Source organism: Gaoshiqia hydrogeniformans, assembly GCF_049347105.1.
GTDB lineage: Bacteria > Bacteroidota > Bacteroidia > Bacteroidales > Prolixibacteraceae > Gaoshiqia > Gaoshiqia hydrogeniformans.
The window spans coordinates 101,404-116,304 of sequence record NZ_CP186334.1 but is presented as its reverse complement, the minus strand read 5'-3'; the positions used below and the strand labels follow the sequence as shown (position 1 = coordinate 116,304).

At 46.8% G+C, this 14,901-nt stretch carries 17 protein-coding genes; 15 read left to right on the top strand and 2 right to left on the bottom strand.

Translation table 11 applies throughout. The annotated features are described in order from the left end of the window. Positions 1-5: 5 nt before the first annotated feature. The 12 genes from ACOIT5_RS00595 (at position 6) to ACOIT5_RS00540 (ending at position 11,535) form a co-directional block, all read left to right on the top strand. Positions 6-1,217 carry a hypothetical protein gene (locus tag ACOIT5_RS00595; protein WP_423128532.1) on the top strand — a complete coding sequence of 404 codons (1,212 nt, stop codon included), beginning with the start codon at positions 6-8 and terminating at the stop codon, positions 1,215-1,217. 18 nt (positions 1,218-1,235) lie between these two features. Further along, positions 1,236-1,853: a conjugative transposon protein TraK gene (traK, locus tag ACOIT5_RS00590; protein ID WP_423128531.1), complete on the top strand. Its 618-nt coding sequence runs from the start codon at positions 1,236-1,238 to the stop codon at positions 1,851-1,853. A 58-nt stretch (positions 1,854-1,911) separates the two neighbouring features. After that, positions 1,912-2,199 carry a hypothetical protein gene (locus ACOIT5_RS00585; RefSeq protein ID WP_423128530.1) on the top strand — a complete coding sequence of 96 codons (288 nt, stop codon included), beginning with the start codon at positions 1,912-1,914 and terminating at the stop codon, positions 2,197-2,199. Then, entirely contained in the window at positions 2,196-3,416 is a 1,221-nt protein-coding gene (gene traM / locus ACOIT5_RS00580; protein ID WP_423128529.1) for a conjugative transposon protein TraM, read from the top strand. The genes ACOIT5_RS00585 and traM overlap by 4 nt, the downstream gene beginning before the upstream one ends. Before the next feature lie 6 nt (positions 3,417-3,422). Then, positions 3,423-4,265, top strand: coding sequence for a conjugative transposon protein TraN (gene traN / locus ACOIT5_RS00575; RefSeq protein ID WP_423128528.1), 843 nt, complete (start codon positions 3,423-3,425; stop codon positions 4,263-4,265). Between the two features lie 30 nt (positions 4,266-4,295). Continuing rightward, on the top strand, positions 4,296-6,275 hold the full coding sequence (locus ACOIT5_RS00570; RefSeq protein ID WP_423128527.1) for a type IV secretion system DNA-binding domain-containing protein: 1,980 nt from the start codon (positions 4,296-4,298) through the stop codon (positions 6,273-6,275). 164 nt (positions 6,276-6,439) lie between these two features. Beyond that, a complete protein-coding gene (locus ACOIT5_RS00565; RefSeq protein WP_423128526.1) occupies positions 6,440-6,598 on the top strand; it encodes a hypothetical protein in 159 nt (52 codons plus the stop codon). Then, the gene (locus ACOIT5_RS00560; RefSeq protein ID WP_423128525.1) at positions 6,591-7,754 is read left to right on the top strand and encodes an ArdC family protein; all 1,164 of its coding nucleotides are present in this window, start codon (positions 6,591-6,593) and stop codon (positions 7,752-7,754) included. The genes ACOIT5_RS00565 and ACOIT5_RS00560 overlap by 8 nt, the downstream gene beginning before the upstream one ends. A gap of 4 nt (positions 7,755-7,758) precedes the next feature. After that, positions 7,759-9,042, top strand: coding sequence for a DUF4099 domain-containing protein (locus ACOIT5_RS00555; protein ID WP_423128524.1), 1,284 nt, complete (start codon positions 7,759-7,761; stop codon positions 9,040-9,042). Then, positions 9,039-9,680 (top strand): hypothetical protein, encoded by a 642-nt coding sequence (locus ACOIT5_RS00550; RefSeq protein WP_423128523.1) that lies wholly within the window; start codon positions 9,039-9,041, stop codon positions 9,678-9,680. The genes ACOIT5_RS00555 and ACOIT5_RS00550 overlap by 4 nt, the downstream gene beginning before the upstream one ends. 7 nt (positions 9,681-9,687) lie before the next feature. Then, positions 9,688-10,761, top strand: coding sequence for a JAB domain-containing protein (locus ACOIT5_RS00545; protein ID WP_423128522.1), 1,074 nt, complete (start codon positions 9,688-9,690; stop codon positions 10,759-10,761). Between the two features lie 189 nt (positions 10,762-10,950). Then, on the top strand, positions 10,951-11,535 hold the full coding sequence (locus ACOIT5_RS00540; protein WP_423128521.1) for a hypothetical protein: 585 nt from the start codon (positions 10,951-10,953) through the stop codon (positions 11,533-11,535). A 90-nt stretch (positions 11,536-11,625) separates the two neighbouring features. Here the strand turns inward: ACOIT5_RS00540 and ACOIT5_RS00535 are convergent, their stop codons facing one another. After that, positions 11,626-11,793: a hypothetical protein gene (locus ACOIT5_RS00535; protein ID WP_423128520.1), complete on the bottom strand. Its 168-nt coding sequence runs from the start codon at positions 11,791-11,793 to the stop codon at positions 11,626-11,628. Positions 11,794-12,223: 430 nt separating this feature from the next. Here ACOIT5_RS00535 and ACOIT5_RS22580 point away from each other — a divergent pair, with 430 nt between their 5' ends. After that, positions 12,224-12,505, top strand: coding sequence for a TraM recognition domain-containing protein (locus ACOIT5_RS22580; RefSeq protein ID WP_432205913.1), 282 nt, complete (start codon positions 12,224-12,226; stop codon positions 12,503-12,505). Here the strand turns inward: ACOIT5_RS22580 and ACOIT5_RS00525 are convergent. Further along, positions 12,485-13,141, bottom strand: a complete 657-nt coding sequence (locus ACOIT5_RS00525; RefSeq protein ID WP_423128519.1) for a metal-dependent transcriptional regulator — start codon at positions 13,139-13,141, stop codon at positions 12,485-12,487. The two genes, ACOIT5_RS22580 and ACOIT5_RS00525, sit on opposite strands and share 21 nt — an antisense overlap. A 117-nt stretch (positions 13,142-13,258) precedes the next feature. Between ACOIT5_RS00525 and ACOIT5_RS00520 the strand changes: the two genes are divergently transcribed. Then, entirely contained in the window at positions 13,259-14,461 is a 1,203-nt protein-coding gene (locus ACOIT5_RS00520) for a di-heme oxidoredictase family protein (RefSeq protein WP_423128518.1), read from the top strand. Further along, a complete protein-coding gene (locus tag ACOIT5_RS00515; protein WP_423128517.1) occupies positions 14,461-14,901 on the top strand; it encodes a ubiquinol-cytochrome c reductase iron-sulfur subunit in 441 nt (146 codons plus the stop codon). The genes ACOIT5_RS00520 and ACOIT5_RS00515 overlap by 1 nt, the downstream gene beginning before the upstream one ends.

Sequence of the window (14,901 nt, the reverse complement as noted above, 5' to 3'; positions counted from 1 at the left end):
CCAACATGATGCGTTTTTTATATTTTATGCGGATCGGGCTGTTGATGGCGGCCCTTTCCCTGCCCGGGCTTTTGCCGGCCCAGACGACTACAGAGAAACCGGTTTCGGAGAATATGCAGAAAGCCATTGACTGGGCAGAAGGTGGCCCGCTATTCGATGACTGGTTTATGGATGCCTTCCTCTCTGGCTGGAAAGAAGTCATCTGGGGAGAGTTTGATACTTTTATTGATCTGGCGCGGGTTTTGGCTGGTTTTATGACCTTGCTGGCATTTGCCGGAAAATCCTACCGGATGATGGCAGGGGAAGAAAAATGGGACATCCTCCCCTTATTGCGTCCGTTTGGCCTACTGATGATCATCCTCTATTGGGGACCCTTTGTGCAGTTGGTTTCTTTTCCCACCGATATTATGGGAAAAGCGATGTGGAACAAACAGGAGACGCAACAGTTGGCGGTGAATAATCTCCGGTACATCCGGAAAGATTACCAGTATCAACTGGTCGAACAACTCTACAGTTACGCTGCCCAAACCGAAGCGGCTGCCCAGCAATCCAAATCCTTCCTGGAAGATCCGTTGGGATCGATGGGAAGAACCCTCCGGGAAGGCGTTGAAACCGTCGTGGCTCCTGTTTTGGAACTTAAAGAGAAACTTCAGATCGGCATTCAACTGATCCTGTCACAAGGTCTGGAGTCGGTTTCGCTGATGATCCTACGGACGGCTGTCTATGTTGTTTTTGCAATTCAGATCATCTATTCGGGCATCCTGATCATGCTCGGACCGTTCTCCGTGGCGCTGAGCATTCTGCCCATGTTCCGCGACAGCTTTTCGACCTGGATCGCCCGTTTTATCTCGGTTAACCTTTACACGACCATTGCTTTGATCATCATGTTTGTAGGAGGGATTTTCCAAGAATTCGCCATGCAATCCGAAATTGACCGCTATGCCGAAATAGTGACTAGAGAAGGAACGCTGGTATCGATTGAAAAGCTCCTTTTCCTCAAAATGAACGGCTTGTTATCCTTTGGGGTGGTCATTATCACCTTCTTGATGACAGCCATCTGTATGTTTACCGTTCCATCCATCTCGACCTGGATCGTTTCCACCAGCGGGATCAGTTCTGCGGTATCGACCATGGGACGCTCTGCCCCCATCTTTATTGGCGGCTCCCGCAGAACGGTGAACCAGGTCATCAAAATGGCTTCCGGGAAATTCTTATAACTTCTAAAAAATGTCTTCATGCCCATTGTCAAAAATATAGAAAGTAAAATAAGACTGGCCACTACAGTTTCCATATTGTCTGTTTGCCTTTGTTTGTCCATTACGGTAATCTTGGCCATGTTCTTTACGAATCAACTATCCGAAGCCCGCAAGACGATCTATATCCTGGATAAAGATGTCCCGATCCTGGCTAAACAAACGGATCAGGAAGTCAACCGTCCGGTGGAATACAAAGCCCATGTGGATTTGTTCCACTCCATTTTTTTTACCATCACTCCTGATAACCAGTATATCGAATATCAAATGAAAAAGGCGATGTACCTGATCGATGAAAGCGGGATGCAGCAGTATAACAGTCTGAAGGAGAAAGGCTACTACAACCAGGTACTCCTGTCTTCGGCTGTTCTGACCATTGAGACGGACAGCATCCTGCTTGATTATCCCAACCGTTACTTTCGTTATTACGGAAGGCAACGCATCGACCGCAAATCCTCTACCCTGACCCGTTCGCTTGTCACGGAAGGCTATCTGAAAGATGTTCCCCGAAGTGCCAATAATCCGCACGGGGTGCTTATTGTACGTTGGAAAACGCTGGAAAATAAAGACCTGAAAAATGTCGCGAAACGAATCTTCTGATACTAAATCCTTTTTCCCTATAAACAGCTTCGTCAGGGAAAAGCCGAAACTGCTTTTCATGATCATGGTGGTAACGATCATTGCCTCCATTATCCTGACAGCGATTTTGGAGGTGACCGAAAAGCCGGCAGATAAGAAACGGCTTTCCCCGGTTTCCGGCTTGACCCGTGATTTTTCCGAGATGTCGGGAAGCGTGTTTACTATTTCAGAGGTGATCAGCTTGAAAAAAGAGATCAGCCAACTTCTGGAAAAGGATTCCCTTTCCCATACCGATAGCCTTCGTATGCTGGAAGCTTTTCAGAAACTGGAAAAATTAAACAGGAAACTAAATTCGCAAAAAAGATGAAGATCAATTTTAGACAACCCAGGTATATCCTTCCTTTGGTTTTGTTTCCGTTCACCTTCCTGGGATTTTATATCTATCAGGATTTGTTTGAAAAAGGGGAAGAGGTTATTCTAACCGGGAATGATGGCCTGCAGGAATATATTGCCGCACCGTCCGAACAAGTGACGGAGCAAAAACTGGCCGATAAATTGGCGACCTACCGGAAACACTATAAAGAAGCGGATAAATACACCGCTATTTCCGGACTGGAAACCGAAGAAAGCGAGGCTCCCAGTTTTGCAGATTTATATTCCCGCCAGGAGAAGAACCAGCTGGACAGCCTGGAAGCCGCTTTGAAAGTTAATGTTGAAAGCAGTGGGACCGGAAGACCATTTTCGCCGAAAGATTATTCACTGTCTTCAGAACCTCTCAGTGATACAGATAAAGCACTTCTGGAACTGATCAATCAAAACGAAATGCAGGAAAAGCAAGGTCGGCAGGAAAATGATCAAGGAGTTAGCCAATCGGAACAGGAGGACCCACTGGCTATGATGCGGGCACAGTATGCCCTCATTGACAGTTTCCAAAAAGCTAATGACCCTGAGCATCAAGCCAGGGCCCGGCAGGAAGCCGCTCAAAAGGCTTTGCAGGAAGAACTGGAACGGCTGCGGCAAAGCCAAATGAGCGTTCAGCGGGCTGACCGTACCAGCCAGGTATTCAACACCCTGAAGCCGGAGAGCGGGCGTACTTTTATCAAAGCGATTATTGACGAAGAACTCACCGGGTATGCAGGCTACCGGATCCGGCTCCGTTTGCTGGAGGATATCCTTGTTGGCGGCACGCTGATTGAACAAGGGACCTGTCTGTATGCTAATATCGATGGTTTTTCCGCCCAACGGGTGAATCTTTCCATTCGGTCTGTTTTTTACAACGACCGGGTTTTACCGGTCAAGCTGGATGTTTATGATCTGGATGGCATGAAAGGCCTTTACGTGCCTCGGTCGGCTTTCCGGGAATTCACACGCGAATTGGGAAGTAATTCGATCCAGGGAATGAATATGACAGCCTCCGGCACCGACGCGCAAAGCCGTTTTCTGATGTCCGGTCTTCAAAAAGCTTTTCAGTCCACGTCACAGGCAATTGCCCGGAGTATCCGGAAAAACAAGGTGAAAATCAAATACTCCACCAGCGTTTACCTGATCGACAGTGAGAAACTTTCGAAAAACAATCAAAATTGATGAATTATGAGGACACTGATTAAGATACTTTTGTTAATTTCCGCCGTGTCACCGGCATCTGCACAGCCCGGGGCAATCTCTTTAAAGGAGTTGCCCCGTTTTTATATCAACGATGGCCTGTCGGTTCACTTTGTTTCACCCGAACCCATTCAATTTGTCGATATCTCCACTCGTGATCTGGTTGGCGATCTGCCCGTTGACAATGTGCTTCGCATTAAATATTTTCCCGATTCACTGGATCATAAATCAGTTGATGTCCGCGACCAGTCAACCGTGGTGACCATTATCGGACAAAGTTTTATGGCGCAATATCATGTAGTCTATGCTACAACAGATCAAAGTTTTCCGCTGTCGACACGCATAGAGGTACTGCCCGAACATACGAAACCTTTGGAATTTCCGGAGGTCACTATGACCGAGCGGGAAATGAGAATTTATGCCATGAGGGTGATCCGGGAAAAACGGACTAACCGCAACGTGGCGTCCAAAGCTTTGGGAATGACTGCCAGGTTGAATAATATCTTTTCCTCAGGTGACTACGTGTTTATAGATGTAAGCTTTAAAAACAGCACCCGGATCAAATACGATATTGATCAATTGCGCTTCGGCATCCGGGACAAAAGGATTACAAAAGCCACGAACGTTCAGGAGATGGAGCTAAAGCCGGTATTCGTTCTTTACAATAACCGGTATTTTCAAAGGCGTTACCGCAACGTTTTTGTGTTCCGCAAATTTACCTACCCGGGAAATAAAGTCCTGAGCATTCAGATGGCCGAGGAGCAGATTTCCGGCAGGACCATCGAACTGAACATCAAATACCGTGAGCTTTTAAATGCCGATACCTTGTGAAAACAAAACTTCTTTTTAAAACAGATTGACATGGACGAAACCCGGGAACAGCAGAAAATGTACAGTTTCATGCAATTTGGCGTTTACCTTTTTGTGCTGTTGGATATCATCATTAACCTGTATCGGTCACCGGAGATTTTTGGGCCGCTGGTAACCCCATTTAACCGGCTGCAAACCGTGATCCTGTTTCGCGACCCGCTTTATACCAAACTTTTTTCCTTGCTACTGATCTCCCTTGTAGGAATAGGGACCTTAGCCCGCAAAAAGCCGGATATGGATCCCAAAAAGCAGATCGTTCTTCCATTGCTCATGGGCCTCTGCCTGATGTTTGGCAGTTTGGTTGTCCTCAGAAAAATTCCGTATTATCCGGGGAAGGATTTTTTGCCATACACAAATTTCCCTGACGCGGGATACATCGTCTGTTCCCTTCTGGGCGCCATTCTGAGCTCCACCGCTATTGACAACATTTCCAAGCTGATCAAATCCGGATTGGGAAAGGACAAGTGGAACGTGGAGGGAGAATCTTTTATGCAGGATACCAGGTTGCTCAACACGAAAACTTCTGTCAACATACCAATGCTTTTTTATTATAAAAAAAGGGTACACAAAGGGTTCATCAACATGAATCCTTTCCGGGGGATACTGGTGATCGGAACCCCCGGATCCGGAAAATCTTTCGGTGTCATCACCCCGGCGATCCGACAGTTGATGGGCAAAGATTTTACCCTTTGCCTGTATGATTTTAAATTTCCCGACCTGGGACAGATTGCCTACTATCACTACTGCCTTGCCCGGCAGCAGGGAAGGATGAAAAACTACCGGTTCCATGTGATCAACCTTAATGACGTGTCGCGGAGCAACCGGATCAACCCCCTGAACCCGGAATACGTCCAAACGCTGGCAGAAGCGCAGGAAATATCCGAAGCATTGGTGGAGGCTTTGAAAAAAGGAGACAAATCGTACGGATCGGATCAGTTTTTCACTCAATCGGCCATTAACTTTCTGTCCTGTGCAGTCTATTTTCTGGCTAGGCACGAAAACGGAAAATACTCCTCCATGCCTCATTTGATGGCTTTTCTGAATAAATCGTATGAGGAGATTTTCACTGTCATGCTGACTAACCCGGAACTTCCAAGCCTGCTTTCCCCGTTCATGAGCGCCTTCAACAAACGGGCCTTTGACCAGTTGGAGGGACAGGTCGGCACCTTGAAGATATTTATCAGCCGGCTGGCCACCAAAGAGTCATTTTGGGTGTTTTCGGGAGATGATTTTAACCTGAAAATATCGGATCCCGGGCACCCGGCCATTCTGGTGTTGGCCAACGATCCAGCCACCCAGAATATCAATTCGACTTTGTATGCCCTGATTGTCAACCGGCTGATCCGCCTGATCAATTCGAGGGGGAACCTGCCGGCGGCGATTGTCGCCGATGAAGTCCCTACCCTGTTTATCCACAAGGTAGAAAACCTGATCGCTACGGCCCGCAGTAACAAAGTGGCCGTGATCCTGGGCCTGCAGGAACTGCCCCAGTTTCGTCAGCAATATGGAAGGGAAACGGCCGAAACGATCAATTCGGTTATCGGAAACATCCTTGCCGGTTCCGTAAGGCACAAGGAAACCTTGGATTGGCTGGAACGGCTGTTCGGGAAGGTCAAACAAACGGGAGAAACACTAACCATCGACCGGAGCAGAACCTCGATGGGGCTGAATGAAAAACTCGAATCACTGATCCCTGCCGGTAAAATCGCTTCGCTGGCTACCGGTGAAATGGTCGGCCTGGTTGCACGGGACGTTCCCGACAATAACCGATTCTCCGGTGAATACACCACCTCAGCCGTTCGTTGCCGCGTGAACCTGGACATGGAGACAATCCGGAGGGAAGAAACAAGCTATCTGCCAATGCCTGTCTACTATGATTTTCAGGGCAAACAGGAAGAAATACTGTTTGCTAATTTTGATAAAGTTAACAGAGAGGTTTCGCAGATGGTCCAGAAAATCATGTCCGGCTAAAAGGCGTTGCCGAAAATTATCCTATCACGCACGAACCGCGCCAACAAGGCGGTTTTTTCGTTTTTATACGTTTCAGGATCGCCGGTCGGTGGTCCCCACCCTTCATTTATCCGGTTTCTTACCGGACTACTCAAAAGAAATTAACCCATTCAAAACTCAATTTTATGACAACAGAATCACTGAAGCAGAAATGTATTGACCGGCTGGCGGAAATTGCAGAGCCCGGCACATCGGTTTCGCTCCTTTCAGAAGAAGCGTTATTCCTGGAAGTTAATTTTTGGGACCGGTCTGATATGCCGGAGGAAGGAGGTCAGCATGGCTAATGAACGAAAACCCTTGTTCGAACAGGTAGCTCAAAAACTGATCGATCAGTTGGAGAAGGGGACTTCCCCTTTTCAAAAGCCCTGGAATGACCATCAGGAGTTCATGCTTCCTTTTAACCCGACAACCGGTAAGGCATACCGGGGTATGAATTCAATATGGCTGATGATGCAGGGACATCAGGATCCCCGCTGGCTAACCTATAAGCAGGCGCAGAGCGGAGGATGGAATGTCGAAAAAGGAGCCAAGGGCACCTTGATTAACTACGTCAAGCTGCAAGAGCGTCAGCAGGTGCGGGACGAGAATGGAAATCCGATGCTAGACGAAAAGGGGAATCCGCTCACCCAAATGGTTCGGCTCGAACGTCCCGTTATCACCTCAGCCTTTGTATTTAACGCGAAAGACATACGCGGGATTCCTTCTCTGGAAGTGAATACAAGTCCTGAACAAAAGTGGGAAGACATCAAAGGGGCTGAAGAGCTTGTTCGGAACTCCCGGGCCAAGATCCATCACGGAGGAAACAAAGCATTTTATAATCCTGCGGCCGACACGATTACCCTGCCCAGGAAAAATCAGTTTACTGATGCTGCGCGATATTATGCCGTTCTTCTGCATGAAATGGGCCATTGGACCGGGCACAGCAGCCGGCTTAACCGGCCGATGGTCGCCAGTTTTGGAACGGAATATGCCCGGGAGGAACTTCGGGCAGAAATTGCCAGCCTGATGACCGGCAGCCATTTGAAGCTGGGCCACGACTTTGGCCGGCATGCAGCTTACGTCAAAAGTTGGGCCTCCATCCTCAAGAATGAACCCTTTGAGCTGTACTGTGCCTCATCGGATGCCCAGAAAATTACCGACTATATCCTGTCCTTTCAGCACAAGCGGAATATTCAGGAAGCAAACACCCGTAAACACCCCTTCCAGTTCAGGGAACGGGTCCGGCACAACGGAGCCGATTATGAGATTTCGGGACTTCTTCCCGGCCACCGGATACAAGTGGATCACCTGCAGAGTGGAAAACTGATCCGGTTATCTCCCGAAGATGGGCTTTACCGGTCGCTGATGAAAGCCAAACAAGGTCAAACGGAGCCGGAATCCATTGAAAAAGCAGTGAAGAATGAACCAGTAACTCAATCACATCAATCCTTAAAACGTTAAAAGTATGACAACATTTAAGCTGGAGGACATACCTGTGAAAGATTTGCAGGCCCTCGGGTTACACGACGGCAGCAACCTTCTGCTGGACCGGAAAAACAAAGAGGCCCTTTTAAGCGGTGGACAGACCTCATTTATCCATTTACAAAATCTGAAAATCGAAGGGGCTGAAAACACTTCGCTGGATGCCAAACTCTCTTTACGTAAAAAGGCTGACGGATCAGTGGGTTTGTTTGTCCACCCGATTTACCGGGAGAAAATGCCGCATCCAAACCTTAGCGGGGAGGAAGACAAGGCCTTTTCCAGAGGAGGCACATTCGCCCGGAAGGAAGCAGCCTTTGGCAAAATCACCGCTTTTGGCGATGCTCCATACCAATTCGATGATGCCAACACATCGAGTTTTTATATCGAACTGGAAAAAAGGGACGGCAGCAAAACCCATGTTTGGGGAGTTGACCTAAAGCGGGCGTTGCAGGAATCCGGGCGACAGATCGGGGATGAAATCCAGCTTTTTCTGAAAGGGCGGGAAAAAGTCAGGGTACAGGTACCGGTCCGGGACGAACAGTATAGTGTGGTTGGTTCCAAATGGGAAACCGCCGATAGATTGAATTGGGAGGTGGCCGATTTCGTCGAAAAAAACAAGCGGGAGAAAACGGTCATCTACGAGTTTGACCGGGATACCAACAGTTTTGTCAGCATCGACGCCGATCAGGTGAATGTTCCCGAAGAAGTCAACGGCCAGCCGCTTTCTCCCCGGCAAAAAAAACGTTACCGGGAAGGTGAAGAGATTGAGGTGGATAATGGTCTCAAAATTCAGCCTTCACCGGCAGCCGAAGCAGCTGTCCGGGCAAACCGCAGCATGTTTATTGTGTCTCTGCTTGTGGATGGAGGCCTTTCCTATGTCCTTTACAAAGGGGTTGAAGCCCTTATCAGGGCCGGGAAGAAGCAAAAGCAGGAAGAAAATATCTACTCCAAAGGATATTTGGATGCGCTCCATAAAGTTCAGCGCGATCTGGAACAAAAGCAAGCCAGATATCCCGAAGACCGTGAAATTGCTCGCGATTTGGATTTTTTACAGGAAGAAATTCGGCAGGCGTCCGCCGGTCCCGGCAGAAACGACAACAGTATTAAGCTGAAAACCAATGATACTGAAGCCGATGATAGGGAAATGCCAACCGTCAAGGCAGAAACCGACGAGGCCAATCGCCCATCAGGGCAACCCCATGGAAGTGATTTGACCTCCGTTCCGGATCTGCAGCAAGAGAATACCCGCAAAACCCTCAGGCGATGATTTTGGATCGTCTGGGATTTTTCCCGGACACTGTACATGAATTTCAAGCATACTTCCGGGAGTTGGATACCGGGGAGCTTATCTTTCCCAGCTCCGTTTTGGAAGATTTCCATTGTCCGCTTCCGGAAAAGGTTTTGCCGGATACAACCGTCTTGACCCCAACAGAATTTTTTCTGGAATTCAGACCGGACGATCTTCTTTCCAGACAGGTCTTTCTTTTTGCATCCGCACTGGAACTGATGGCCTTCTGGCAGGTATTCAAAAACAAAAAGCCGATGCTTATTCCTGCTTTTCTAGCTGTCGGCTCCCGGCCAGGATTTGAATTTATTCAAAAGATAAAAGCCCGTTGTAACGGGGCCAGGTTCGTTCTGGTAAACGGGCATCCTTTTTTCGACAGAATCTGGGATGTACGGCTGGCCTGCCTTCTGGACGGTTATGAGCCGACCATCCGGATGGAAAACGGTAAAGTCCATACTAATGCAGGAAGGTTTGGTGCAGAAATTTCTCCCGACCTTCTTTCGCTTTTCCGGTTTTGCCGGTTGAGCGGTTACAGAACTTCAGTGCGCACCCGGAAAGCCAAAGGTTTTAATTCCTATTTAGAAATGATCCGGCCGGCGCCGGTCTTTAATCCTTTTTAATTTAAAAATGACGCAAGCTTTTAATAATCCACAGGAAGATAATCAGTTGAAACCCTTCGAAAACAGGCTCCCGGGTTTAAAACCGGGTGAATTTTCTTACGTTGAGCGGGTTTTTACCGAGAAAGGTCACTTTGGCTATTTTGCACCCGCACAGATTGAGTCAATGGAAGACGTAGCATACATCTTCAACAAGCTGGAAGACGAGGCAGTAGAAAATTCCTTTGCTGTTTACATTAAAAACCGGCAATCGGTCATTCAGCACCTCGGAATGGGCAATTTTAACAGCACTCTAGTTAATGTTCCCGCCATTATTGAAGGAGCGGATCGAATTCAGCCCGATCAGGTTTACTTCGTTCATAACCATCCGTCTGGTAACCTGATGCCTTCTGATGCCGACAGGAAAATGTATGCTGTTTTAAAAGCTGTGTTGAAGGAAAGGCTGCAGGATGGAATTATTATTAACCTGCGCTCGGGAAAGTACGGGGTATTTAATGATTCGAAGCATCATATTGGATACAAGGGAAATAAGGAAACCCCTGTCCCTGTTGGGATTTTTACATTTGATAAGCAGGTCTTTGACAAAAACTTCGATCCCGGAAAAGTAATCCAGGTTAAATCTTCCAAAGATGTTGCTGCCTTTATCTCCGGACATCGTCTGGGGAAGAGGGATAAAATGAATTTTCTGGTTTTAAACCGCAGCCTGGGGATCATGGGAAATTTTCTTTCCGAAGTAACAGAACTGACTGGTAAAAACGTGGAAAAACTTGCACGTTATATCGCCTCAAGGGTAACGACGCATGGAGGCGAAGCGGTCATCCTTTATGGCAATGCACTGCAGGAAGAAGCGGCCGTCGACCTTCTCAAAAGCTTTCTTGGATTAAGGGAAATTAAACTGTTGGACGCAGTCATGATACAAAATAATGAATTGATTAGTTATGCAGACAATGGCGTCCTGACAGAAAAATCTTTTGGGTATCATTCAGGAGTAAAGAACTCTCCAAGAGACGGGGATGATTTGATTCAGCCCTATGGAAAAGCCTATGATGACTCCTTCGAATACCAATGGTATCCCAAGCGTTAAGCTCATAACGACCATTCAGGTTAATCCGGAAAAACGCCCATTCGGATCACTTTTGATCTGGTTTTGTCTTTGTCTGAAGGATACGTTTCCGACAAGAGTATCAATCAAATTTTCTAATACCTCATGTTTTACAGATATTATTTTTCACTTTTGTTGATATTGCTAATGGGTTGCAATGGTAAAACAGTAATGAAATCCGGTTGTATCAAACTGGAGGTTTTCGTTTACAATGATCCCGGCGGAGACCTTTATGATTCCTACCAACTACCCATTTCGACCTTGTATTTTCTGGATGATGAATTTATTGAACAGGTTCCCATAACAAATAATACGACCGGATTCCCGCCTTTCGCCTACATACGAGACAGAATGTTTGCTCCTCTAAACACACTGGTAAAAAAGAAAGAGTTGCTTGACTTTTACCCACTATCCAGAAAAAATTTTGGGGCTGTTTTTGTTAACATGCCTGTCCCAAATTACGATATCCGAAGAGAACTTCCGGATACTTGCTTTAACGGTTACAATTACAAGAGGATCCGGGTTGCTTCGAATGAGGAATATTCTGTCTTTTACATCCATCAAACTGATACCATTCTGCCCTTTTCACTGGGGTATCAGGTAGAAAAAGATTACGGTGGTATCCTGAACCGGATCGACACCTACGAAATTAAAAATGACCGGTTTATATCTCTTAGAATGTATGTCAGCAAAGGAATACCGGAAATGGTCTATTCAAGCTTGAAAAATTATGCGCACGGATCAAGCGGAAAATGAAGACAGTCAAAACAAGATATCGGCCGTTTTTGTACAATCAGACACCTGACATGTAAAATGCCTGCCAGCAAAAGAAAATAATTATCATTCTTACCATCGAGACCGGGACCGGTTCGTGTCCCGAAGTACCCACCAGATAAACCCTCCCCACAACGCCACGGCAACGAAATACCCCTTAAAAGTATGCGTTCCCATCGCCGTCATAATCTCCACAAATGAAATAATGGACACAATTCCGAGTACTATCAGATACTTCATCTTCTATCGTTTATAGGGAGTAAATTACTACATATTATCGACGCGTGCAATGTTTAGTTAATTAATTGCGCTCTGAGAATGGCAGTGTTACCTGAACAAAAGATATGGCAATACTTTTACCATCCTGACATCTTACCCAGAACTGGGAAATTATTTATCACCCTTTCTGAATGCTTGGGAAGGTTGTGCGCAGGGCCAGTTACAGGGACAAATTGCCAGCGCTAAAATCCCCCATTCAAGGATAATTTCGCAACAGCTCTACTGGATCAGACGGGCGATGATTTTACACTTGATATCAATAACCCTAAAGAACCAAAATACTTTGTGTGGGCAACAACCCCGACCGGCAAAACATTTATAGTGCCGCCCCGGGATTATACGATTCCCGGATTGTTAAATTGATTAACAAAAAACACCAATAAAAAGTTCAGTGATTATCGATGAATTGCCGACGAGTTATTTCCGGGAGCTGGATAACCTGATTGCCACGGCACGAAGCAATAAAGTATCTGTTTGCCAGGGGTTTCAGGATTACAGCCAGCTACCCCACGACTATGGAGACAAGGAAAGTAAAGTTATCCAGAATACTGTTGGCAATATTTTCTCAGGGCAGGTTGTTGGAGAAACGGCCAGGGCGCTTTCCGAGCGTTTTTGGCAAAATCCAGCAAAAGCACCAATGTACTGCCCAAATTCAGCATCTTTCCACCAGTAGCTTTTCGCAAACGATATGGCTCAGCGTTTCTGCCACCTTGCCATTGTAACTGACAGTCATGCTGCCATCGAAGGCTTCAACTGAAACTATTTTCAGCTTTAGCCCCAGTTTCAGGTCCCGGCTGTTTAAGAATTTTAAAAAATCAACCCCCTGGTGGGTAACCGCCATCAACTTTACTGTTTCACCTGCCTTGCACTCACCCAGTTTACTGTATTCCGGGCTCTCGATTTCACCATTTGTGTCAGGTATTGGAGAACCGTGCGGATCAATTTTAGGATGACCTAAGATTTCATCCATCTTTTCAAAAAATACCTGGGATTTGATATGCTCAATTTGTTCTGCAATTTCATGCACGTCTTCCCATCCAAACCCCATGTTTTCAAGTAGGAACATTTCTGTAAGCCGGTGTTTTCGTATGACGAAGGCTGCTTCTTTCTTCCCTTTTTCCGTGAGGCGCACCGGCTTGTAGCTCTGGTAATGCACGAGCTGTTTATTGCCCAGCTTTTTCATCATGCTATTTACGGTTGGCATTTTTATGTCCAGCCGTTTGCCCAGTTCATTCATACTTACTTCACCTTCCTCATTGGCGAGTTCAAAAAGCGCTTTTAGATAATTTTCCTCCGTGTTGGAATACATGCGTCAAAATTAATCATTAATCAGATAGTTGTAAAGTTTGAAAATAAATCAATAAAAAACAATTGTTAGATTGATCTAAGTTTATATATTTGTATTTAAAATGTAATTATTAGAATAATGAAAATAACAGTTATCCTCTCAATTGTCATTATTATCAGTGCTATCATGGCCATCATGCAAGGCTGTTCAGAACTGGAGCCACCCGCTCCCATTGACGATGAGGTCTTGGACGGCCCTCTGGAGGGGTTGTCCTACCAACTGCAAGCGCAGCACCTGGCGGGAGATGAGGCCTTTAGTGATGTATTTACAGCCGAAACAGGACTCGGGCCCTTGTTTGTTGCCACCAGTTGTGTCGGTTGCCATGCCGGCGATGGGAAAGGGCACCCGTTTACCACGCTTACCCGGTTTGGACAGGTTGACAGCATGAGCAACCAATTTTTGCATCTTGGGGGGCCGCAATTACAAAACAGGTCAATTCCCGGCTATGAGCCCGAACAAATTCCGGAAGGCGCTACTTTTTCTAAAATGACGCCCCCGGCTGTCACGGGCTTAGGTTTTTTAGAGTTAGTAAGCGACGGAGATATCCTGGCAATGACAGATCCGGAAGATGCCGATGCCGATGGCATTTCGGGCGTTCCTAACTGGATTGATATCCCTTCGTTTGTAACACCTTCCCCCGGTGCCGCAACCCGGGGAGGAAAATACATTGGCCGTTTCGGGAAAAAGGCAGGCGCTTACAACCTCCTGCATCAAACAGTTGAAGCTTATAACCAAGATATTGGCATCACTTCAACCTTTGAACCAGTGGATGTTTATTCAGGAAATGCCATTGGCCCGGAAGTAACGGATAAAGCCGTGCGCGATGTGGTTTTTTACCTCCAGACCCTCAAAGCGCCTGTCCAACGTGACCAGGACGCCCCAGAAGTTATCCATGGCGGGGACATTTTTGTCCAAATTGGCTGCGCGGACTGTCACACACAAACACTGACTACAGGTTATTCCCCTGTTGAAGCGCTTTCCTACAAGGAGTTCCATCCCTACACCGATTTGCTGTTGCACGACATGGGCCCCGGTCTTGACGACGGATACACGGAAGGCACTGCAAAAACTTCGGAATGGCGGACACCGCCGTTGTGGGGCCTGGGTTTATCCCCTGATGCACAGGGAGGGCAGTTTTTCCTGATGCATGATGGCAGGGCAAAAAGCATTGACGAAGCCATTCAACTGCACGGTGGAGAGGCAGGCAAAAGTAAAAACGGGTTCAATCAGCTTTCGCAACAAGAAAGGGATGGCCTGATCAAATTTTTAAAATCATTGTAATGGACCGAAAAGATTTTTTCAAGAACTGCGGCTTTGCCTGTCTGGGTGCATCCGTTTTCCCGGTGCTCCTGCAAGGCTGTTCCGGGGTTAAAATACTGAGCGCAAATATTGTGGGATCTGACCTGGTGGTGCCTGTCAGCGATTTTGACAGCAGCAAAGGCAACCAAAACGATTTCAGAAAATACATCATTCTGCAAAATGATCAACTGCAATATCCGTTGTGCGTTTACCGCTTTTCCGAAAATGAATATTCGGCGCTGTGGATGCGCTGCACCCACCAGGGGACAGAACTTCAGGTGTTTGGCGATAAATTACAATGCCCGGCCCATGGGAGCGAATTTTCAACCAAGGGGCAGGTACAAAACGGCCCGGCCGACCAGCCGTTAAGGACGTTTCCGGTAACAAAAGTTAATGATCAGCTAATAATATCCTTAAAGTAA